Origin of the sequence: Paenibacillus sp. FSL K6-2393 (assembly GCF_038002545.1) — a bacterium.
Lineage (GTDB): Bacteria > Bacillota > Bacilli > Paenibacillales > Paenibacillaceae > Paenibacillus.
Window position 1 is genome coordinate 5,216,778 of sequence record NZ_JBBOCU010000001.1, and the last position, 21,259, is coordinate 5,238,036.

Genomic DNA, 21,259 nt, shown 5'->3' on the forward strand with positions numbered 1-21,259 from the left:
ATTCTAGCTAATACATGGATTTTTCTCCGTTTATGGATTTACCAATGGAATCACCTCTTTCAATCTGTAATCAATATTTCAACGCTATGTTATGTAATGGCAACCGTTGTACTCGTTATCAGCATCAACAACGTTACGGGCGCCCAGATTCTTCGTTCCCATACACTTCTCGTAATCAGATTCAAAATCGTCCCGAGTACTAAATACGCGACGATAAACCAGATCGCTGTCTCTGCAAAAACAGACCACTGAGGCCAAAGCAATCCTGCTTTACTCAGAACAATGATACCCGTGAATGCTAAAATTGCAATCTGAAATATGCAAGCAAACCGCATGGAAACGGGGTATTTCCCGGGAAACTTTCCACCCATGGCGTACTCTCCCCAGGGCACACCTACAGCCAACGCAACCTGAAACAGAATAACGATCAGAATCAAGACGGTGAATACGATTGCCGATGTCAATACGATCATGACCACACTCCAGTATTCAAAGTGGCAGTAGAATCACTCCCATAATAGGGATACCTTATTTTCCAATCGTAGATCCTTCATTTTCTACAGAAATGCAACATGATTGTTCTCTAAATTATACAGGATATTCCACTAATTCATACTTTCTATTTTTGCCTTTCCAACTCCCCTGCCTGTCCGCTATCAAAATTCTGCGAGGTCCTACACTCCTTAACCACAGTAACATTCACTAAGTTTGTAATATAGAAACTCACCCTTGCAAACATCATAGCTCTTCATATGATCTATGGAATCTACTCGCTCTTTCAACATTCGCATCTCTCGATTGAGAATTAATACATACAAATAGAGACTTTCACTAAAGGAGAGTCTCTATTTGTATTCTATATTTGTATTTTACTGAGCAACTACTTCGCTACGGATAACAAGTTATACGGACATTATTTACCCATTAAGCTGAGTCATCATTTCTTTCATATAACGTGTTCCATGGACCTCATTTTGGGGACTTACCTTTTCAATACGAGCTAAGTCATCAGGTGTCAGTTCAATCGTTGCAGCGTTCGCGTTTTCCTCCAAATATTTGATTCGTTTCGTTCCCGGAATCGGTAATGCGTTATTAGCCATAGTCCAAGCCAAACCCAATTGTGCAGGCGTGCAACTCTTCTCCATGGCGATCTCTTTGATTTTATCCACAACTTCTATATTTTTGGCGAAATTGTCTCCTTGGAACCTCGGCATATATCTGCGCAGATCATTAACAGCCAAATCTTCGAATTTCCGTATCTCACCTGAGATAAACCCTCTGCTTAATGGACTGTATGCAATATGTGTAATATTCAGTTCTCTCGCAGTTGGTAGAATCTCGTCCTCAATATCCCGGCTCCACAGGGAATATTCACTCTGCAACGCAGAGATCGGATGAATGGCGTGTGCCCGACGTAAAGTGGAAGCCGATGCTTCCGACAAGCCAAGGCAGCGGACTTTTCCCTCTTTGACCAAGTCAGCCATCGCACCAACGGTTTCCTCAATCGGAATCTGAGGATCTACCCTGTGTTGGTAGTACAGATCAATATAGTCTGTATTCAACCGGCGAAGACTTGCTTCTACAGCCTTTTTCACGTAATCCGGATGGCCATTCAACGTTTCATAATTCGGGGTATATCCAAATTTGGTAGCAATAATGGCCCGATCGCGACGTCCCTTCAGCGCTTTCCCCAGTAGTTCCTCATTATGACCGTTCCCATACACATCTGCTGTATCTAGCAGTGTAACGCCAATCTCCAGCGCGTGATGGATGGTCTTCATTGACTCCTCATCATTGGTTTCTCCGTACATCCCCGGAGACATGCCCATAACTCCCAGTCCAATCGAAGATACGATGATATCGCTATTTCCCAGCACTCTTTGCTTCATTTCTCCATCTCTCCATCCGTTAATATTAGTCTTTGCCGATGCTTTCCATTTGGTCTAGCAACTTGCTCTCTGATGGAAGCTTTCCTGTTTCTATGTCTTCATATATGGTCAATTTGTTATTCACCGCTGCAAGTGCTTCGGCAATTTCAAGTTGGCGGCGATGTAACTCCTCTTTATATTCGTGAAGGATCGCTTTCCGTTGTGGAATCGTAGAGTCACCATCCAGCGCCAGACTAACCATATGTTTCAGTGTAGATACTTTCATTCCCGTTGCCCGGAAACAAGACATCAGTCGCATCCAATCCAGATGTTCTTCCTCGAACATCCGATTTCCATGTTGATCTCGTTGAATGTACGGAAGCAGTCCCTCCTTCTCGTAGTAACGAATTTTATGTGCAGGACAACCCAGCCGCTCCGAAGCTTCTTTTATCGAGAAAGCCATACTGCTGACTCCTCCTTTATGTTTATTTTTGGATACATTTGGCCGGTTCTTTTACATCCTAAGGCTTAATGTTCACATTAAGGCAAGCACTAATTTCAAAAAAATTAAATTCACTGACGTTCACTATTTAAACAAACGGAGGACATCACACACACTTCAGTACTGGGAAATAACGAATAGAGGAGATATGCCGAAAAGATCGGTGAAAGCTGGAATTGAGGAGAAGAGTTTGGAGATGCTGGCTACTGTTTCGCTTGCTTCAATCATTGGGTGCCATACAGTACCCGGGCTTGATCACAGTTTAACGGTTCAGTAAAAGGTACTTCCAAGAAGTATTCCAGCTGCCATTGCTGCGTTTTTAGAGCCTGTTTACTTGTTGGTTTGTCCCAAGGCGGGTATACACGTATGGCTCGCTTGCCACCTTTGCCTTGATCCGATACGATATCTCGCTGTAACAATACATGCTTTGGAAATACAAATTGACCAAAATGGCTACCTGCGCGCGTACTAATTACATACATATCTGCTGGATCTGATACATCATATGGCTGTGTCGATCCATCCTCACTACGCTGCCACAGGGTAACAAATTGTCCAATCTTGGTTGGCGTGGTTTTGGCGACGCGAAATCGAATGGAGAGAGAATTTATGGTGAACACATATGCCCCGTATTCAGCATTTTGTGCTTCTTCATGTGGTTGTGAGCATACAAAACCACACTTGTCATAGATAAGTTCTTTACTAGCAAGTAAGTCGCCATGAAGTACATCGGAGGTCGTCCAAGCATTCGGACGATTCAAACTACTTTTGTTATCCAACTTGTAATATCTCTCCTGTCTTGTATGGTCTGAACTAAGGCATTAGCGATAGCTATAAAAACTCTGCTAGTTCAAAGTTCCTGACATAATCGCTTCCATTCCTGCCACGCCTTCAAGTATTCAGGCAGATCATCAGGATGATGTTTATTACTCAGCCCAATTCGACAATACAGATGGACCAGAGCTTCCTCAATCAATCTGGATTTATCCATTTCTACTTGCTCTAAAAGTTCGAACGTAGCAAATAATGTTTCGGTGTTGATATAATCCGGCGAGGAGCTAAAAGCATACAAGAAATCATAGACGATAGGTCCAACCATTGGAGATGGGTCAATAACGCCGATGAGTTCATCTTGATCATATACAAAATTATGAACCCCCGTATCACCATGCAAAAGAAACTTCTCTTCTTCCTCATGAAACAACCGATCCACTTTGGATTGAACCAGATTATAATCATCTGTCGTTAAAACACTTCCAATATTCATCTTTGCTTCATGAATACTAATCTGATTGAATTCCTTCCATGTCCTCCGCGGGAACTCCACTCTCCCCCATGATTTCGTATCTGTAGAACGCACATATGTATTGAATAACTCTTTCACCAGACGAGTTAACCAGTCTCTCTTCTGTCCCCTGTTGAAATGGGTCGTGCCTTCCATATACGTATAAATAAAATAAGTGTTATCCGGATCAGTGAACAAAACTTCAGGCAATAACGGAGAATTCTTATACGTATCCAAAAACTGCTGGGTGATGTGAATCTGTTCGGGTTCATCCGATTTTAGAATATATTGCGTATTCAGATTCGTACTCAACCGATAAACACGTCCAGCTGTGGTACCTGACAAACTTTGAATTTCAGATATTTCTTCATTGATATGATGCATCTTGAATAAGTTATTGACCTCATTTATCGTTGGATTAATTAACATATGGTTCTCCTCATATAACTAGGATCTTGATTCATTTGGTAAACATAAGTTAAGGTGAGCATTAAGCTCCAGCTCCACGCTGAATTATCTTTCAAAATGGGCTCGTTCTTCTTGGTTGGAGCTAAAAATTATTCTCTGAATTCCGTTCCATCAATGATCCATTGTACGGCATCCCAAATATCCTCTGCGATATAATCAGGTTCGGTCTCCGTCCATTTGTCTCTAAATTTGGTTAATGAAGATTCCCCCCAGCCTGTTCTCACCATGATCTTGGTCGCTCCTACGGCATGGGCAGCAAGCATGTCTGTATCTCCTACATCTCCAATAACGATGCATTTGGATAAATCCAAACCGTGTTCCTCTGAGGCCTGTAGTAACATTCCGGGTTGTGGCTTTCTGCAACTGCATTCTTGCTCATGCGGACATATATAGGAGTGATCAAATCCGTACTCGCGAAATTGCTCTTCAAAATCCTCAACACTTGCCTCTCCACGAGAAATTCGATATTGATTCGTAAAAGCCAGTACCATAATTCTTTCTCGTTTCAAACGCATAATTGCTTCTTGAGCATTGGGGTATAATCTGAAATCTCTCGGATGAATAAAATGACCTGTACCACCAATTGTTCCATCTCTGTCTATAAAAACAGCTTGTACGTTTCCCTGTGGTTTCATCATGGTCTGTTCCCTTCTTAGAAAAATTTCAAGTCGTGTCGTTCATCTAAACTTTCTCATCGATAATATGCTTGCTGCCATCTTGCTGTTTATTGTGTTGTTGTTTTTTAATTTCAGTTTTCAGATAGTGCACTTCTTTGATTAATACATCCAGCTTTTTCGATGTTTTGGATGAATCTATCGCATACCGTACAATTGCAGCAAAGATAAGAACCACAATAAAACTTATAAGTGATACTACTAAAGCTCCATAAAACTCCAAAATGGTGTTCAACTCCTTGCTGTCAAAATAATAAGTCATAAAACTCTTTCGAAAACCAAAACCATATAATACCCAGGATAACCATAATGGTACCTAGTACTTTTAATATTATTTCGATATGTTTAGGGATATCACTATTGGGTGGGTTATCTTCAAACTCGTAATTCGGTTTAATATTTCGATATCTCATCAGGACAAATATTTTGTATAGAAAATCAGGAAAGAAGTAACATGCAATACCCACGACAAATACGGGAGTAGATAAATACCCAAAGGTACTGGTGGTCCATTCCATCTCTATTCCCTCCGTAATCATCCTCTTGGCCTCTCTCATTCTACCTCTACAAGAATGTCAGCACAGCGCACAATCAATTCAGGCATATTTTCTCCACCAAATAGAACATGAAGCTCATATCCGTTATCGATCCGATACAGCTCTTGATAAAGCCAGTAACTGCCTACAATCCCACCGTCTTGCTTAAGGATTTCCGGCGCAACGAGCGTGAGTTTATTTATATTGGTGAAGCCCCCACGGGTGTCAAAACGAATGACCACTTCATCCCCTGTCAGCAGTTCCGTCACTGTACAATCATGATATTGAACCTGGCTATGTATTTCATCGGAAATATCCTGTGCGATCATCACTTCTCTAAATTCTTTCGATATGCGTTCCATTTCTCTTCTATTTTCTGCACTCTGTTTCTTCAGCTGGAGCTTAACTTCTCTCGTGCAATAACCCAACGTAAAGACACGGATATCCGCAATTTGTTCAACGATTTCCTGTGGCAAATTCTCCGCCTTGTATTGAAAATTCCACTCCATCGATTCTTTGTACTCTTCCTTACATTTCTTCTCATCAAAAGGAGGACGTACATCATATTCTGCAATGAGTTTCTCGATATGCTCTCGTTCTTCCGGAGGCATGTGAAATACGATCTGATCCTCTTCAGTCACTTCTTCCTCACCGAAAGCTTTGTCTACGCGAGTAAGTACTTGACCATCATGCTCCAGCATGAAACGTGGGTCCAAGTTATATAGCTCTCGCTCCTGCTTCACATGTGCTTTTTCCTTTCTTTTATACAGCCTTAAAAATAGATCCTCATCTGACTCGTAAGCTCCGTTATGTACTCTTAAACCAAAATGAAGATGTGTCTGCTGACAAAGCTCATACCATTCTTTCGTTAGATATCTCATGGGCATCTCTCCTGGTAATTTTTAGAAGTCTTTTTTTTGCATCGCTACTCCTCCAAAATCTTCAGCCCTAACGATTCCTTATACTCAACAGACGTACTGGTCTACCCCAAGGTTTGAAACAATTTGTGTTTTATTTCTTTGTCGTTTCGCGCGGCCCATTCATGAACAGCTTCTACGCCTGCGGATTCCTGACCTCGTTGAAAATAAGAACATAGATCCATCGGTACTAACCGTTTACCATAGAGTTTGATGCCAATCCGTCTGTAATTCATATAAATAACTCAATCTGAGATGCATCATATCTCTGAAGTTTCATAGAAATCACATGATCGCTTTCCAGCGTAATACTGGGTTTAGTGAAAAACAAACGCCAGAGCAGAAAACGATATAACCGAGATTAAAGGTCAATATAACGATCAGGGAGTACTTCAGAATACCATTTTTATAGTAAATACCATCCCTGAAAAGTATAGCTTCAATGACCAACATACATAATAGGCTCAACCATGCTCTTGGATAAATCGTCTTGTATGTGATGAGTTCCATCTCCTAATTATTCTCTTCATTAATCCGAAGCCACTTGGAAGGGGCTTTTCTGGCAAAATGCTTTTCAACAAAATCCAAAATGTTATCAATGCCAGGCAATGCCGCATTATCTTTGGCTTCGTCAAACGTCATCCATTGGTACTCGATATGTTCATGATTTAACCGGACAACCTGACTTTCATCCACATATCCTACGAATACAGGAGCGGTATAGATATAATCCTCTATGGGTGAGTAATATTGTTCGAATTGATTGGCAGAATACAACCGGACTTCCGTAATACCTGTTTCCTCGTAGATTTCTCTGAGTGCAGCTTCCCATGCCTTCTCGCCCTCTTCTATCCCGCCGCCAACATAACACCACTCGTTATGCAACATACGACCAGCCCGCTTCAGCATCAGTACACGGTATTGATCGAGGCTTTTCTTCAACAGAACTACAGCCACGCCTTCACAACGAATAGGGACTACCTGTTTCACGTGCTCCGCACCATTCAATTTCTCGCCCCCTTCTCTTCAGAATCGAAGTCCTCCAAAACTTTAAACTTATCTCCGTGGATTTTATCCAGATGCTCTTCTCCCCAATAACATAAATGGTCCAGGGCAGGCTTGAGTCCCCAGCCGTAGTCCGTTAACTCATATTCCACTTTGGGAGGAACCTCCGAATATACCTTGCGCTGCACAATCTCATCCTTTTCCAGACCTCTGAGCTGTGTTGTCAGCATCTTCTGCGTAATGTCAGGTATCAATCTTCGAAGCTCCGACGTGCGTTTCCGTCCTGTCATCAAATGATAAATAATTAAAGGCTTCCACTTTCCGCCCATCACTTCCAAGGCCGCTTCCACGCCAACTTTATATTTCTTTGTAGCGTTTGTGTCTTCATGTTCCGTCATTTTTGAACCCCTCCATAATCAGGCTATATCAAGGTGAATCATAATCTTTTTATTGCTCTTTTTTCTATTATTTGAGCCTATTTCGAGGCATCCATTTAGGGTACTTTAATGTTCCTATAGCACTTCATTCTTCCTATAGAACATCAAAGTGCGTACTTCCAGATGTTTTCATACCTGTTTATAATAGCATCAGCCACTGATTTATGGCTACAAGACTGCAATCCAGAAAGGTAGTGAAAGATAAGATGAACGTACTCGTTGTAGTATCCCACCCAAGAAAAGACTCCTTGACCTTTCAGGTAGCACAACGTTTTGCACAGGGTCTTACCGATGCCGGTCACGGTTATGAGATATTGGATTTGCATGGGATTGGATTCGACCCGATTCTCCGAGAGATGGATGAACCAGACTATACCCAAGAAAATCAGGTGTTCTCGCCTGAGGTTGAAACCGAGATGAAGCGATTGAAGAAACACGATGCTGTGGCTTTTGTGTTTCCTCTCTGGTGGTGGCATCTGCCAGCCATGTTGAAAGGTTATGTAGATCGTGTCATGAACAACGGATTTGCCTATGGCGCGAATAAGCTCCCTCATCAGCAGATATTGTGGATCGCTCTTTCGGGTGTGACGGAAGAACAGGTGCAGAAGCGCAACTATGGTCAATCGATCGACAACCTGCTCAATGTGGGGATTGCCGATTACTGCGGCGTGTCCCAATCGAGGGTTGAGTTTTTATATGAAACGTTGGAATCCAAGCCTGAGCATTATGAGGCACTGCTGAACCATGCACATCACTTGGGACTGAACTATGCCAACGATATTCCGACTTCATGATCGTATGAGAAAAAAGGTATGACCCGAATATGTATTCTGAAGTTTTGTGGTACGTTCAATATCGAATCACAACGCTTGAACACGCAAAAAGGTCGCTCCGAAGAGCGACCCTGCCTGTGTGTCTTGCATTATTTTACTGTCGAGAGAAGAAACTTCTCCAGCATAGTGATATCGGTGATGCTATGGTTGCAAGCTGTGTTATCCGTGCATACGTACTGAGCAATAGAAGAAAAGTTGTCCGGCGAATGAGCCTTGGTCTTCACGTTGAAGAATCCAAGCTCCTGATGACGATGACAGAACATGCAGTACCCTTTTTTGTTCGTGGGTGTAATCCGTCCCTCAATACCGAGGAATCTGCCTTCGTACGGATACACGATGAACAAGCGGCTCGTCGCAATGTCAGTCCATCTCAGATAGGTTGTATGTGCATAATCGATGGATTCGAGATCGGGCACTTTGAGCTTCTTGGCTTTCGGAAAGAGCTTTTGAATCTGCTTTACTGATACTTGCGGATATGGAATCAGATATGATTCCAGCTGGTTCAGATACGTCTGCAATTCATGTGTCGTCTCATACGTGGATAACTGCTCCAGCAGTTGCTTCTGCTCCATAGTGAGTTCATCGAAGATGCTCACCGCATTCGTGCCGACCGTATAACGGACGGTTTCCAATACTTTGGGATCCACAACCGAGCGTAGCGTTTTCAGCAGGAAATCAGCTTGTTTTTGAATATAATTAAATTGATGATTCTGAATAAATGGTGTTTGCATGGCTTTCAGCCCCTTATATTTATTAAGAAAATAAAGTAAGGTGCAAAGCCTGCGGGATGTAACATTATGTTGATGTTGATTCCAGGGCAAACAATCTCATTTTGTCGCGCCCTACACAAAGTCCGCCCCTATTCAGGCTTTGCATAAGGCTTTCTAGCGAACGAGCAATCCGGCATCATCCATATTGCCACGTCATAACCCCCAATACGATAGATATATCGAAATTATAGCAGGGCTGCATAGTGTAGGCAACGGGCTTCGTTCCAATTTCCTCTGTTCAAGAAATATAATTACATCTCAGGCTTTCTTCCCATTCTCCAGGAAATGATCTACCGCTGACTGCTCAATGGCCAGTCCTTCCGTGTAACGCTCCATGAACAAGGCAAATCCATTCACATCCGCGCTATTTGGAGAAACCTCTTGTCCTTCTGCATCAATAAACACCTTGGTAGTAAGGTACTCCGCCAAACCCTCGTGCTGCTGCTTATTAACCATGTAGGAAGCCAAAATAGCCATTCCCCATGCGCCACCTTCACCAGCGGTAGACATGACCGACACGGGAATATTCAGTGCGGATGCGCACATTTTTTGAGCGACTCGTGGGGTTTTAAACAATCCGCCATGCGCCCAAATGTGCTCAATCGTTACGTGCTCCTTCTGTGTGAGAATATCCAGCCCGAGCCTTAGTGCAGCAAACGCAGCAAACAGATGGACTCTCATAAAGTTTGCCAGATTGAAGCGGCTCTCTGGAGAACGTACGAACAACGGACGACCTTTTGCAATTCCTGTAATGTTCTCGCCTGAATAGTAGCCATAGCTCAGTAAGCCACCGCCATCAGCGTCAGCTTTCAGCGCTTCATTGAACAAGACGCTGAATAACTGATTCATATCAGGCTTCTGTCCCATCGCCTCATAAAACTCACGGAACAAGTCGACCCAGGCATTAATATCGCTCGAGCAGTTATTCGCAAGAACCATAGCCACAGGATTGCCATCAGGTGTAGTCACGATGTCAATCTCAGGGTATACCGTAGATAGGTTTTTATCTAATACAATCATGGCAAAAATCGATGTACCTACGGAAATGTTACCCGTACGTTTTTGGACACTATTCGTAGCGACCATCCCTGTTCCAGCATCGCCTTCCGGAGGGCACAGCGGAATATTGGATTCCAAGTTACCTGATGGATCTAACAGTCGGGCACCAGCTTCACTAAGATATCCGGCATGTTCACCGACAGTGTACACTTTAGGTAAAATATCTTTAAGATTCCACGGGTAGCCTTTGTCGGCAATTAAATCGTCAAACTTTTTCACCATTTCTTCATGATATCCCAGTGTGGATTCATCAATTGGGAACATGCCTGAGGCATCCCCTATACCTATAGCTTTACTGCCAGTCAACAGCCGATGTATGTAACCTGATAGTGTCGTAATATAATTGATGTTAGCGACATGCTCTTCTCCGTTCAAAATTGCTTGATACAAATGTGCGATGCTCCAACGCTCTGGAATTTTAAACTGGAATTTCTCGGTTAGCTCTGATGCAGCCTTACCCGTTGTGGCATTGCGCCATGTACGAAACGGAACCAATAACTCCCCTGTTTTATCAAGTGCAATATAACCCTGCATCATAGCAGAACATCCGATTGAGCCAATTTTTTGTATCGTTACACCATAATTTTTTTCAATCTCTTGCTTTAAATGATGATAGGTTTGTTGCAACCCATGAATCATTTCATCGATATGGTAAGTCCAGTAACCGCCAATCAATTGATTTTCCCACTCATAACTGCTGGAACAGATGGTATTAAAATGGTGATCAATAAGTACAGCTTTGATTCGTGTGGATCCAAATTCAATGCCCAGCGAAGTTTCTCCCCTGACTATTGCTTGTTTCAAGATTTGATCCATCATCGTTTTCATCCTCTCTGAATTTGGAATCCACCTGATTCGGGAATAGTTGAGTTGAATAGCCAAATCAAGGTGTAAATTTCATGAAGAAAGAGCAGGATTGGAGCTGTAACGGACAATTACAAAGTTAAAACCGCCTGTACTTCGCCACATGCCAATATTTCACCGGTTTGAATAAAACCAAGAGAGTCATAAATTTTCTTCGCAACTACATTTTCAGGTTTGTAGGTGAGTTCTACAACTTTGGCTTTTCCTCGCGGAAAAGTCCTGGCATACTCAATTGCTTTTACCACCATTTCTTTACCATATCCCTTACCTTGGTATCGCTGGTCAATCATCATCTTGAAGATGCCATAACTGCTATAATCAAAATTGCCATCCCCGTCATCATAGTACATCGAAATAAAACCTACCATATTGTCTTCCTTATAGACTGCAAAAGTAATAATAATCTGCCCCTCATCTGAGGCAACGTACGCTTCAGCAAGTGCATGTTGGTTCGAGGATATGAATCTTTGTTGGTCTGGAGTAACTTTAAGTTCAATACATTCGATAAAATTATCCCAAGTTATTCTTCTAAATTCCATTTTGAATTCCCTCCTGCACTAATCATCATTACTATTTTCTTCTCTATCTCACTGCACTCGTAAAACTCGCTTTAAAAATAAGATCATACACATTCGTGTAAGAATCATAGTACTCAAGTGCCTGTTTTCTCTCTTCGTAAAACGACTTCAACCTCTCTTTGTCTCCAGTATCGACATAAGCGATTAACTCTCGACTTGCTTTTTTGTATGCTTCTACACTTCGTCTCGCAGATCCAAAATCAAAGGAATTATAGTCTAGCACGGGAGTAAAGTTCTCCGGTCGGATTCCCGCATTTGATTCAGCTTCCGCTATGAACTCGTGTAATTTCGAGAAATCTACCGGCTCTTCCAGCAGCACATTGCCCAAAATGTGAACCACTTCCTGATCCACCTTGTTGAATCGCGTTGTAAAGACATGATTAAACACATGCATCTCCATCAAATTTCTGGTGTACAGAAAATAGCTATTAACCAGATGAAGCGTTGAGTTTTTATACTCCACCGAGAATCTTGCACCTCGAAGGATATTAGCCGGGATATATACTCGGCCGTCTATCATTTTTGCTTCGGCTCCTGCCTGTGTTTGGAGTTCCTTTTCATTAAAAATCACGCTGATTTTCTTAGGTGCACTTGAAACGGTATGAGCCATGGAGCAGCTTAATAACGTTACAGCAAGTGTAAACATCATCATCTTTTTCACTATGTACAACTCCTCGATAGGAATAATCAGGATATACTTGCATTTCATTTTTCTTATCGTACCATTTTATTGAAATAAAGGTAATACACTACATATGTGCAACGTTCTTTTTCCATACACCAAAAAGAAGCCACCTCCCTGGCCTTCCCCAGTTCAGTGACTTCTTTTTCAAACCCTATTCTAACCCCTACATTCAACTACTCCTTAACAGCACCAACCACAATCCCCGTTACAAAATAACGTTGCAGGAACGGATACACAAGCAGGATCGGCAGCGCGCTGATAAAGATCTGCGAAGCCCGAATGGTCCGTTGGGACAGGTTCTTCACCGCTTCCGGATCAAGCTTCGACATATCGGCCTGCACGATGATCGTCTGCATGAATGTCGCGAGTGGCAGCTTCTCCGCATCACGGATGTAGATAATCCCGTCAAAATATGCGTTCCAATGTCCAACCATCATAAAGAGAGAAACCGTTGCAATAACGGGTACGGAGACAGGCAGATAGATTTTAATAAACGTCTGCAAGTGACCTGCACCATCGATAAATGCAGCTTCCTCCAAATCTTTGGGAACGGTACGGAAGAAGTTCAGCAGCAGAATGATGTTAAACACCGCAACCAATCCCGGCAGGATCAAGGCCAGCAATGTGTTCATCAGTCCCAGCTTCAGAATCAGGATATATCCCGGAATGAGGCCACCGCTGAACAGCATCGTGATGACAAAATACCACAGATAGATGTTACGTGCGCGGAACACCCGCGTCTCTTTGGAAAGCGCATAGGCTGCAAGCGTATTAACAATTAACGCAAGTCCAGTACCGAGTACCGTCCGCTCCACAGATACCCATAAGGAGGAGAGGAAGTTTGTATTGGCAAATGTCTTCGCATACGCCTCCAGTGTGAATCCAATTGGCCAGAACGTGACGAGACCAGCATTTGCAGGTGCGGATGCGCTAAGTGATACCATGAGCAAGTGATACAAAGGCAGCAAGCAGAGCAGTGAAAGGATGGTCAGGAACACATTGTTGAATATGCTGAATATGCGGTAAGGCATCGTTTTATGGTACATTCGTTTGTCATCCTTTCTAGAAAATTCGATATCCGGCGAATCGGTAAGCCAGTCGGTACGAGATCACAATCAGGATCAGGCTGATGACCGACTTGAACAGATTCACAGCGGTAGCGAAACTGAACTGCCCACTTAACAGACCTTCTCTATACACAAACGTATCGATAATATCACCTTGTTGGTAAATTAACGGACTATATAAGTTAAAGATTTGGTCAAAGTTGGCGTTGAGTACATTACCCAGTGCCAGTGTTGCGATTACAATCCCAATGGGAATCAGTGCCGGGATGGTAATATACATCGTTTGCTTCCAGCGTCCTGCCCCATCTACTTCAGCTGCTTCATAAAGTGCAGGGTTAATGCCAGACAGTGCCGCGAGGAAGATGATTGTGTTGAATCCAAACTCTTTCCAGACATCACTCGCAATAATTGTGAATCGGAACCAGCTGCCATCCCCCAGGAAGAAGATCGGTTTGATGCCGAATACCGAAACCAGGAACTGATTGACAATACCCGTCTGAGCCAGAATGTCGATCAGGATGCCTGACAACGTAACCCAAGACAGAAAGTGAGGAAGATACACGAGTGTTTGAATTGTTCTTTTCAGTGCCATCTTCCGTACCTCGTTAAGCAATAAGGCGAATACAAACGGAATGATCAAGTTCATGACGATCTTCGTACAGGCAAAAAATAGCGTGTTCCACGTAATTTGCAGGAAATAATCATTTTCCCACATATACCTGAAGTGCTTCAGTCCTACCCATTCGGAATTAAAAAATCCAAGTGCAGGTTTATAATCTTGAAATGCCATCAAAATCCCGGACATCGGAATGTATGAAAATATAAAGACCATAATAGCCGCCGGCAACACCATGAAGTGCAGAATCCATGGCTGTTTGTAGCGTTTTTTTCTCTTTTTATCCAGCTTGTTCCCAACGTTTGCCTGCGGGATCCGCTTACCCTCCAATTTAGCCTCCATAGCGCTTCTCCTGTTCCCAAAAAAAGTTTTTGTGTGTGATCGGGTTCTCTGATATAAATAGTATCAAGCCGTTCTGAGGTCTGACTATATAACATTGTTAGGCTTGATAGTGTTTTGTTAGGGTATCATCGGAAGAGGTTGTTTACACACGAATTAGAAGGAGACTTTTCATGCATATATGGAAGCGCTTAATGCCTTTTCAAGGTACTACCAGATCCCGATTCAGTCTTTTTGCCAAAATAAACTTGTTAATTGTGGTCTTGTTCATCCCCATTCTGATCATGTACACCTACTCGAATAACGTCACCTATGATGTCGTCAGCAAAGAACTGCAGATCTCCAACACCAAACAGCTCACATTTCTGTCCAGTCAGATCGACTCCCGCATCAATCAGATGATGGATTTCAGCCTGATTCTCTCCCGAGATCCCAATGTCAGAGCATTCAACGGCCTTAACATGTGGGATGATCGATATGACCGGATGCAGACCCGTTATGTGATACAAGAGAAGATGACGCTGCAAACCGGCGTTACGGATATATGGCCTACTCGATATGCGGTGTATTCACAGCAGAATAAGGATGTCATAGCCAACTACAACCAAACGACAGGATATGATGAGGCGTATTTGAAAAAAAATATGAGTGGACGATGGACCTATGGGGACCAGGGAGCCGCATCACAGGACGAACTAAATTCCTTCTATTGGTTTTATACCGATTCCTTGGCCCAACCAGGAATGCTCACTGGAAGCAATCTGGTGATTGAAGCCAGCTTCAGCTATGAGAATATTCAGAATATGCTGGATACGTATAAAGCAGGCGGACAAGGCGATCCTTTCTTATATCACAAAGGAAATGCCCCCATTCTCAATCGCAGCGCGGACAAGCAGTTATCCGCAGCACTTACTCAGTATCTGGATACACACTCGCCAGAGGATACCACACAGGACGTGGTCGAACTGAACGGAAAGAAATATCTGGTTAGCTCCGTGAAGTCTACCTATCTGGATTGGCATCTGGTTGACGTCATCCCGCTGTATCAGATTCTGAAACCCATCTCGCTGAGTCAGAATCTGTTCTACACCTGTATGATTTTATTGCTGGTGGTAGGCATCTCTGCTTCAATCCTGCTGTACCGGAATGTCCAGTATCCGATTAAACAGCTGATCAAGGGCTTACGCCGCGTAGAGCAAGGGGATTATTCTGTCCGACTGCATAGCAAAAACCAGAATGAGTTCTCATTCCTGTTCCGCCGGTTCAACGATATGTCCCATCAGATTCAGGATCTGATCGAGAATGTATTCCATGAGAAAATTAGAGCCAGGGAAGCTACGCTGAAGCAATTACAAGCGCAGATCAATCCGCATTTCCTATATAATTGTCTTGGCTATATCATCAACATGGCTCAGATGAAGGACGAGCAAGCCGTGGTCTCCATGGCGCATAACCTTAGTGCCTATTATCGCTATACCACCCGTATGGAACGGGAGACGTCGTCGCTACAAGAAGAGATCAAGCTGCTGATCAACTATCTGGATATCCAGAAGCTGCGTAATGGTCGTATTGAGTATCACATTGATATCCCTGAGGATATGCTTGCCCAGTCGGTACCACGATTAATGCTTCAGCCGATGGTGGAGAATTCCGTCATACATGGTGTGGCGAAGTCCTATTCATCCGGGGAAATTCGAATTACCGGGGAGCGCTTGAATGGTTTTGGCAGAATATACATCGACGACGATGGTCCCGGCTTAAGCCCGGAACAGTACGAGGCATTGAACCTGAAGATGCAGGAACCTTTACAAGAAGAAATGGGCTGCGGCCTTTGGAATACGCACCAACGAATCACGCACCTGTTCGGCAGTCACTCCTACCTCCTATTCGGCCCATCCCCACTAGGCGGATTCCGAACCGAAATCATCTGGGAGATACCAAAAGAGGACACAAATTCCGATAAAGGAAATACCGATACAAATTGATACGTTATTAACGATAAGTTGACTATTTGATTTTGAACGAACCATTTACACGAACATTTATATAAGGCCTTGTTTAAAATAAATGATTAGAATTTACGTGAACTCAAGCGAAGGATTGAAGGGATTCTGGAGAAGCGAAGCGTTCGCCTTTCAAGCACCATTTTAACCATCCAATCTTTCAATTCAGAAAATGGGGCTTGAACAGCGATCGAAAGAACCCTTCAAATCCGTAGCGATTTTGTTCACTTCACGTATCCTTTGATTTTAATTATTGGCCTTATATACCAACCACCAAGGGAGACATTATAATGCACATGATGATCGTAGACGATGAAGCACACTGGGTCGATAACCTGTCCATGACCAAGCCCTGGCACACACTGGGGATCGAACATGTTCATAAAGCATACTCGGCACACGAAGCACTTCAAATGATTGACACCCACCCCATCGATATCGTGATCTCAGACATTCAGATGCCTGAAATGACAGGTATTGAACTGATCGAACGCATCCGCATCCGGGACAAAAAAATAAAATGTATTCTGTTATCAGGTTATTCCGAATTTGATTACGCCAAAAAAGCCATCCAATTCGAAGCCGTAGATTATCTGTTGAAGCCCCCGACCGACGATGAATTAATGGGTGCTGTGCAAAAGGCCATCGATCAATTGAACAACGAATGGGAACTTGTCAGTTCACTGACACGAACACAGTTTACGTTGCGAGAGAATCTCCCCCATTTGCGAGGACGACTGCTTCTAGGGGCGTTGCAGGGACAACGAATCGCCGCTGCCGAATGGGATCGGAAGCTCGCCAATTACAATCTCCCCTTTCATACCGGGGATGCTGCTTTAATGCTGGTACGGCTGGAAGAAGAATTCGGACACTATGACAGCAATGATCAGACCCTGATCGAATATGCGATCATCAATATGGCGGAAGAGATTATGGGTGAGTTTATGGAAGTGTGGGGCGTGAAGGAGGAGCACGGATATCTGGTGTTTTTACTTCAGTTGAAAGAACGGAAAGGCGATATTGGCAAAGAAACCATTCTGGAGAAGCTGTCCATTCAGCTTCAATCCAAAGTAAAACAATTTCTGAAAGGCTCCCTCTCCATCGTTATCACCGAGTGGTTCACCTTTCCGGATCAGCTTTACGATCGTTTCCGTCAGGCTTCAGCCTATTTCCGGCAGATCGTCGGAGACGAGCGCGAATTTGTCATGCGTGTCAGTGATGTCGAGACACCTGCGGCACAAGGTCCCTTGGACGTACTGTACACCCCGCCCACCTTCATTAGTTTGCTAGAGAGCGGACAGTGGGATGCCGCGGAAGAGAAAATCCTCGCGGTCTGCGCGGAGTTGGATGAAAAATGGTCCGAATCCTGGGAGCACTGCATGGAGGCAGGTTTTCTTATCACGGCTTCGTTCACCAACATCGCCCATCGGAACAAGCTCACTCTGACCACTTTAATGGGCAATGATGTCGAGGATTTGCAAAGTGGGGAAGTTTTCGCTACCATCAGCAAATTACGGAAATGGTCGCTCAGCGTGCTCGGCAAACTCAAGGAAGGCACGTCCAACGAGATCAAGGACATCCGTTCCGAGTATGTGAAGAAGATTCAGGATTTTACGGATAAGAACCTGCATCTGGATGTGTCTTTGCGTGTACTGGCCGACCATGTTAATCTGCACCCGACCCATTTGTCCAAAATCTACAAGATCGAAACGGGCGAAGGCATCAGTGATTATATCTCGCACCTGCGCATGGATCGGGCCTGCCACAAGCTGGTCACGACCACCAAAAAAGTGTATGAAATCAGCATGGAGATTGGTTATATGGACCCGGCTTATTTTATCAAAGTGTTCAAGCGTCAGTTCGGCGTTACGCCGCAGGAATACAGAGACCAGCATAAATAACATCTTAGAGGTTGTTCAAAAAATCCGCTTTTGATTACGAAGGATGCCTCACGGCATCATCAGCATCGAATATGGAATTCAGCCGAAATAAGCGGGGGCTTACGAAGTATGTTTCCTTTGGAAACATTGTAGTTGCTCACGTAGTTTTCCTACGCTCCGCTACTCCATTTCTAGCTTTATCCCATCTTCTCGGTACTGAAAACCGAATTTTTTGAACTTCATTTGAACATTCATTGGAACATTCACTAATAGAGTCCTATGGAAACTAACAAACTCATATAGATGCCCTCCCGCCCAAATTGGTACAGTTACATTGTAAAGATCATACACCGTAGGGGGATTGAACAATGATCAAATTCAAAACATGGTGGTCACTGCTCATGGTTATCGCGCTCATCACGATCACTGCGTGCGGCAGTGGCGAGACAGCCAGTGACAATGGTAGCGATAATACGCCGGGAACAGTCGGCTCAGCGGAAGCAGAAGCTGCTTTTGCTAAAGGAAAATACGACCCACCCATCGAGTTCAGTTCGGTATTAATGCCGAAGAAATACGTGCAAGGAGATACCAAAGAAAATAACGTGCACGATCGCTGGATGCTTGAAACGCTGGGTATGAAGCATAAAGATACTTGGTATCCGGCCAATGACGATCAATACAGACAAAAGCTGCAACTGGCTATCGCCTCTGGCGAGAAGCTGCCTGATTTTGTATCCGTACCCACCAATGCGGTACTGACCAATCAGCTGATCGACTCCGGTCAATTCATCGCCATCGATGAGTTGTTCGACAAGTACGCGAGTCAGACTCTGAAAGATCACGCAGCAGCACATCCTGAACTGTGGTATCCGTTCACCAAGGACGGCAAGAAATACAACATGCCGATCATGGAGTACACCGATAACGACGATACACTGCTCTGGCTCCGCGAGGACTGGATGGAGAAGCTGAACCTGGAAGCTCCGAAAACCATCGCTGACCTTGAGAACATCATGGACAAATTCAAAAACGAGAACCCGGACGGTCTGTCTCCAGACAAAGTATTCCCGCTGGCGATCTCGCTGAAAAATAACACCAACACCTGGATGGGTCAGCTCGACTGGTTGTTCGGTGCATACGGCACAATCGAGGAGCAATGGAACAAAGACGCAAACGGCAACCTCGAGTACGGCTCCGTTAACCCGGGTGCCAAACAAGCCCTTGCCAAGCTGGCTGAATGGATGGATAAAGGTTATATCCACGCTGACTCCGCTCTGTGGGACGAAGGCAAATCCGCTGAAAGCTGGACAGCTGGCAAAGCGGGCATTCTGCCTGGCGCAAACTGGGTACCGGACTGGCCTGCACCTGACCTGCTGAAGAACGTACCTGGCTCTAAGTATAAAGCTTACCCCGTTCCAGCTGGCCCAGATGGCAAGATCGGTACGAAGTGGCAGAACTCTGGTGTCAACGCAAGTATCATGATCAACAAGGATGCGAAGCATCCAGAAGCCATCTTCCTGTACTACAACTACTTGCTCGATAACCTAGCTAACCCGAAAGCGGGCAGTGAGTATGAATACGGCTTCGCCAAAGGTTACGACTGGGATATCATTGACGGACAACCGACCAGTGACAAAGAGAAGATCAAAGACTTCTCCAACGAATTCCCTTTCCTGACCGGCCCAGCACGTATCCCGGATCTGTACATGAAAACACTCGTGAAGCTGGCCAACGGCGAGAAGCCTGAAACACCTTACGAGAAACAAATGGCCGAATTCCGTAAACCGGAAAACTGGTATGCAGGTAAAGTGGTTATGTCCCAGATCGACATCCGTAAACAAAACTATTTCACTGGCGCTGCAACACCAACCATGGTATCCAAATGGAACCTGCTCCGCCAGTCCGAGATGGAAACCTTCAACAAAATCATCTACGGCAATTTGCCAATTGATGCCTTTGACCAATTCGTCGCCAACTGGAAATCCAATGGCGGAGATCAGATCACGCAAGAAGTGAATGATTGGTTTAAGTCAGTAAGTGCGAAGTAAGATTTGGTTTTTGGAAAAGTAGAGATTATAAAAACAGCCGAAGCGATAGTTACACGCTTCGGCTGTTTTTTAGGTAGAGATTGAGGTCGCTTCCATTGTCTTATGGGTTCGCGTTAGAGGGTTGAGGAGCCTTTGTATTGCTATCCTCTAGCATCGACTGGCCCAGTAAGGATACTGTAAGCTGAATCCCATCCTTCAGCCCTTGCATATACAACCGCTCATTCTCTATTCCTTTACTGACAATGTATCGGCTTTCCCACTCAGCATATTCAGGTGTTTGCTCGATATCCTTGCCAGCAAACAATCCTTCGAACGCTTCGTCCTTTTCCTCACGTACACGACTCAACTCAGGGTCATGCTCGATTCGGGCAGATACTTCATCTAGCCTTGCCTGGATCGCTTGTTGCAACCATGGTGGAAGTTCCAAGTCTTCTCCTCCCCTACACGTTATGTACCTCATTCATCATCGTACAACTCGGTTACGTCTCGCCTTCATTTCACCCACTCGGGCCACCAGTTCGTCCACCCTTCGGCTCTGTTCTTGCACTTCGGGGTTGTCCCACAACGGAATCGCTTGCTTCAAGGATGCCTCACCAAGCTGATTAAGCTTGCGCCGTTCCTCTTCCAATAAGTCAAGCAACCGGCTCATAAATCCACCTCTCTGATGGGTCTAAACTACGCCAAGTCTTGTTAAGACTAGACGTGAGCAGTCAATTTTAATGCGATTATCTATATCCGATGTTGTATACTAATACTTTTGTCTAATCCAAATTGTAAGATAAACCGTGATTGCTTTAATGCGGAAATCGAATTAAAAATAAAAAA

Annotated in this window: 22 protein-coding genes; 4 read left to right on the forward strand and 18 right to left on the reverse strand. The window is 44.0% G+C overall.

Going from position 1 to position 21,259, the window contains the following annotated elements; translation table 11 throughout:
- Window positions 1-89: 89 nt before the first annotated feature.
- The 10 genes from MHI14_RS23120 to MHI14_RS23165 form a co-directional block, all read right to left on the reverse strand.
- Window positions 90-473 carry a hypothetical protein gene (locus tag MHI14_RS23120; RefSeq protein ID WP_341131307.1) on the reverse strand — a complete coding sequence of 128 codons (384 nt, stop codon included), beginning with the start codon at window positions 471-473 and terminating at the stop codon, window positions 90-92.
- 444 nt (window positions 474-917) lie between these two features.
- Complete coding sequence (locus tag MHI14_RS23125) at window positions 918-1,889, reverse strand: aldo/keto reductase (RefSeq protein WP_341131308.1); 972 nt, start codon at window positions 1,887-1,889, stop codon at window positions 918-920.
- A 25-nt stretch (window positions 1,890-1,914) separates the two neighbouring features.
- A complete protein-coding gene (locus MHI14_RS23130; protein ID WP_091033235.1) occupies window positions 1,915-2,331 on the reverse strand; it encodes a MerR family transcriptional regulator in 417 nt (138 codons plus the stop codon).
- Window positions 2,332-2,594: 263 nt separating this feature from the next.
- Window positions 2,595-3,149 (reverse strand): MepB family protein, encoded by a 555-nt coding sequence (locus tag MHI14_RS23135; protein ID WP_341131309.1) that lies wholly within the window; start codon window positions 3,147-3,149, stop codon window positions 2,595-2,597.
- 71 nt (window positions 3,150-3,220) lie between these two features.
- Window positions 3,221-4,084 carry a phosphotransferase gene (locus tag MHI14_RS23140; protein ID WP_341131310.1) on the reverse strand — a complete coding sequence of 288 codons (864 nt, stop codon included), beginning with the start codon at window positions 4,082-4,084 and terminating at the stop codon, window positions 3,221-3,223.
- Window positions 4,085-4,212: 128 nt separating this feature from the next.
- Window positions 4,213-4,761 carry an HAD-IIIA family hydrolase gene (locus MHI14_RS23145; RefSeq protein ID WP_341131311.1) on the reverse strand — a complete coding sequence of 183 codons (549 nt, stop codon included), beginning with the start codon at window positions 4,759-4,761 and terminating at the stop codon, window positions 4,213-4,215.
- A gap of 43 nt (window positions 4,762-4,804) precedes the next feature.
- Window positions 4,805-5,020, reverse strand: coding sequence for a hypothetical protein (locus tag MHI14_RS23150; protein ID WP_341131312.1), 216 nt, complete (start codon window positions 5,018-5,020; stop codon window positions 4,805-4,807).
- Window positions 5,021-5,350: 330 nt separating this feature from the next.
- The gene (locus MHI14_RS23155) at window positions 5,351-6,214 is read right to left on the reverse strand and encodes a DUF4085 family protein (protein WP_341131313.1); all 864 of its coding nucleotides are present in this window, start codon (window positions 6,212-6,214) and stop codon (window positions 5,351-5,353) included.
- Window positions 6,215-6,763: 549 nt separating this feature from the next.
- Complete coding sequence (locus MHI14_RS23160) at window positions 6,764-7,240, reverse strand: NUDIX hydrolase (protein ID WP_341131314.1); 477 nt, start codon at window positions 7,238-7,240, stop codon at window positions 6,764-6,766.
- 14 nt (window positions 7,241-7,254) lie between these two features.
- A complete protein-coding gene (locus tag MHI14_RS23165) occupies window positions 7,255-7,653 on the reverse strand; it encodes a winged helix-turn-helix transcriptional regulator (protein WP_047842123.1) in 399 nt (132 codons plus the stop codon).
- Window positions 7,654-7,898: 245 nt separating this feature from the next.
- Between MHI14_RS23165 and MHI14_RS23170 the strand changes: the two genes are divergently transcribed.
- A complete protein-coding gene (locus tag MHI14_RS23170; RefSeq protein WP_341131746.1) occupies window positions 7,899-8,486 on the forward strand; it encodes an NAD(P)H oxidoreductase in 588 nt (195 codons plus the stop codon).
- A gap of 128 nt (window positions 8,487-8,614) precedes the next feature.
- Here the strand turns inward: MHI14_RS23170 and MHI14_RS23175 are convergent, their stop codons facing one another.
- From MHI14_RS23175 to MHI14_RS23200, 6 genes are all read right to left on the reverse strand, one after another.
- On the reverse strand, window positions 8,615-9,256 hold the full coding sequence (locus MHI14_RS23175; protein WP_341131315.1) for a FusB/FusC family EF-G-binding protein: 642 nt from the start codon (window positions 9,254-9,256) through the stop codon (window positions 8,615-8,617).
- 297 nt (window positions 9,257-9,553) lie between these two features.
- On the reverse strand, window positions 9,554-11,170 hold the full coding sequence (locus MHI14_RS23180; protein ID WP_341131747.1) for a xylulokinase: 1,617 nt from the start codon (window positions 11,168-11,170) through the stop codon (window positions 9,554-9,556).
- A gap of 119 nt (window positions 11,171-11,289) precedes the next feature.
- The gene (locus MHI14_RS23185) at window positions 11,290-11,757 is read right to left on the reverse strand and encodes a GNAT family N-acetyltransferase (protein WP_076252701.1); all 468 of its coding nucleotides are present in this window, start codon (window positions 11,755-11,757) and stop codon (window positions 11,290-11,292) included.
- Between the two features lie 43 nt (window positions 11,758-11,800).
- Window positions 11,801-12,457, reverse strand: coding sequence for a hypothetical protein (locus MHI14_RS23190; RefSeq protein ID WP_341131316.1), 657 nt, complete (start codon window positions 12,455-12,457; stop codon window positions 11,801-11,803).
- Window positions 12,458-12,654: 197 nt separating this feature from the next.
- Window positions 12,655-13,527: a carbohydrate ABC transporter permease gene (locus MHI14_RS23195; RefSeq protein WP_047842119.1), complete on the reverse strand. Its 873-nt coding sequence runs from the start codon at window positions 13,525-13,527 to the stop codon at window positions 12,655-12,657.
- A 16-nt stretch (window positions 13,528-13,543) separates the two neighbouring features.
- Window positions 13,544-14,506: an ABC transporter permease gene (locus tag MHI14_RS23200; protein WP_370739087.1), complete on the reverse strand. Its 963-nt coding sequence runs from the start codon at window positions 14,504-14,506 to the stop codon at window positions 13,544-13,546.
- Window positions 14,507-14,676: 170 nt separating this feature from the next.
- Here MHI14_RS23200 and MHI14_RS23205 point away from each other — a divergent pair, with 170 nt between their 5' ends.
- The 3 genes from MHI14_RS23205 (at window position 14,677) to MHI14_RS23215 (ending at window position 20,434) form a co-directional block, all read left to right on the forward strand.
- Window positions 14,677-16,488 (forward strand): sensor histidine kinase, encoded by a 1,812-nt coding sequence (locus MHI14_RS23205; protein WP_341131317.1) that lies wholly within the window; start codon window positions 14,677-14,679, stop codon window positions 16,486-16,488.
- A gap of 308 nt (window positions 16,489-16,796) precedes the next feature.
- Window positions 16,797-18,407, forward strand: a complete 1,611-nt coding sequence (locus MHI14_RS23210; RefSeq protein ID WP_341131318.1) for a response regulator transcription factor — start codon at window positions 16,797-16,799, stop codon at window positions 18,405-18,407.
- A 347-nt stretch (window positions 18,408-18,754) separates the two neighbouring features.
- Window positions 18,755-20,434 (forward strand): ABC transporter substrate-binding protein, encoded by a 1,680-nt coding sequence (locus tag MHI14_RS23215; protein ID WP_076290083.1) that lies wholly within the window; start codon window positions 18,755-18,757, stop codon window positions 20,432-20,434.
- A 100-nt stretch (window positions 20,435-20,534) separates the two neighbouring features.
- Here the strand turns inward: MHI14_RS23215 and MHI14_RS23220 are convergent, their stop codons facing one another.
- Entirely contained in the window at window positions 20,535-20,861 is a 327-nt protein-coding gene (locus tag MHI14_RS23220; RefSeq protein WP_143764752.1) for a hypothetical protein, read from the reverse strand.
- Window positions 20,862-20,897: 36 nt separating this feature from the next.
- Window positions 20,898-21,083 (reverse strand): hypothetical protein, encoded by a 186-nt coding sequence (locus MHI14_RS23225; protein ID WP_076290085.1) that lies wholly within the window; start codon window positions 21,081-21,083, stop codon window positions 20,898-20,900.
- Window positions 21,084-21,259 lie beyond the last annotated feature (176 nt).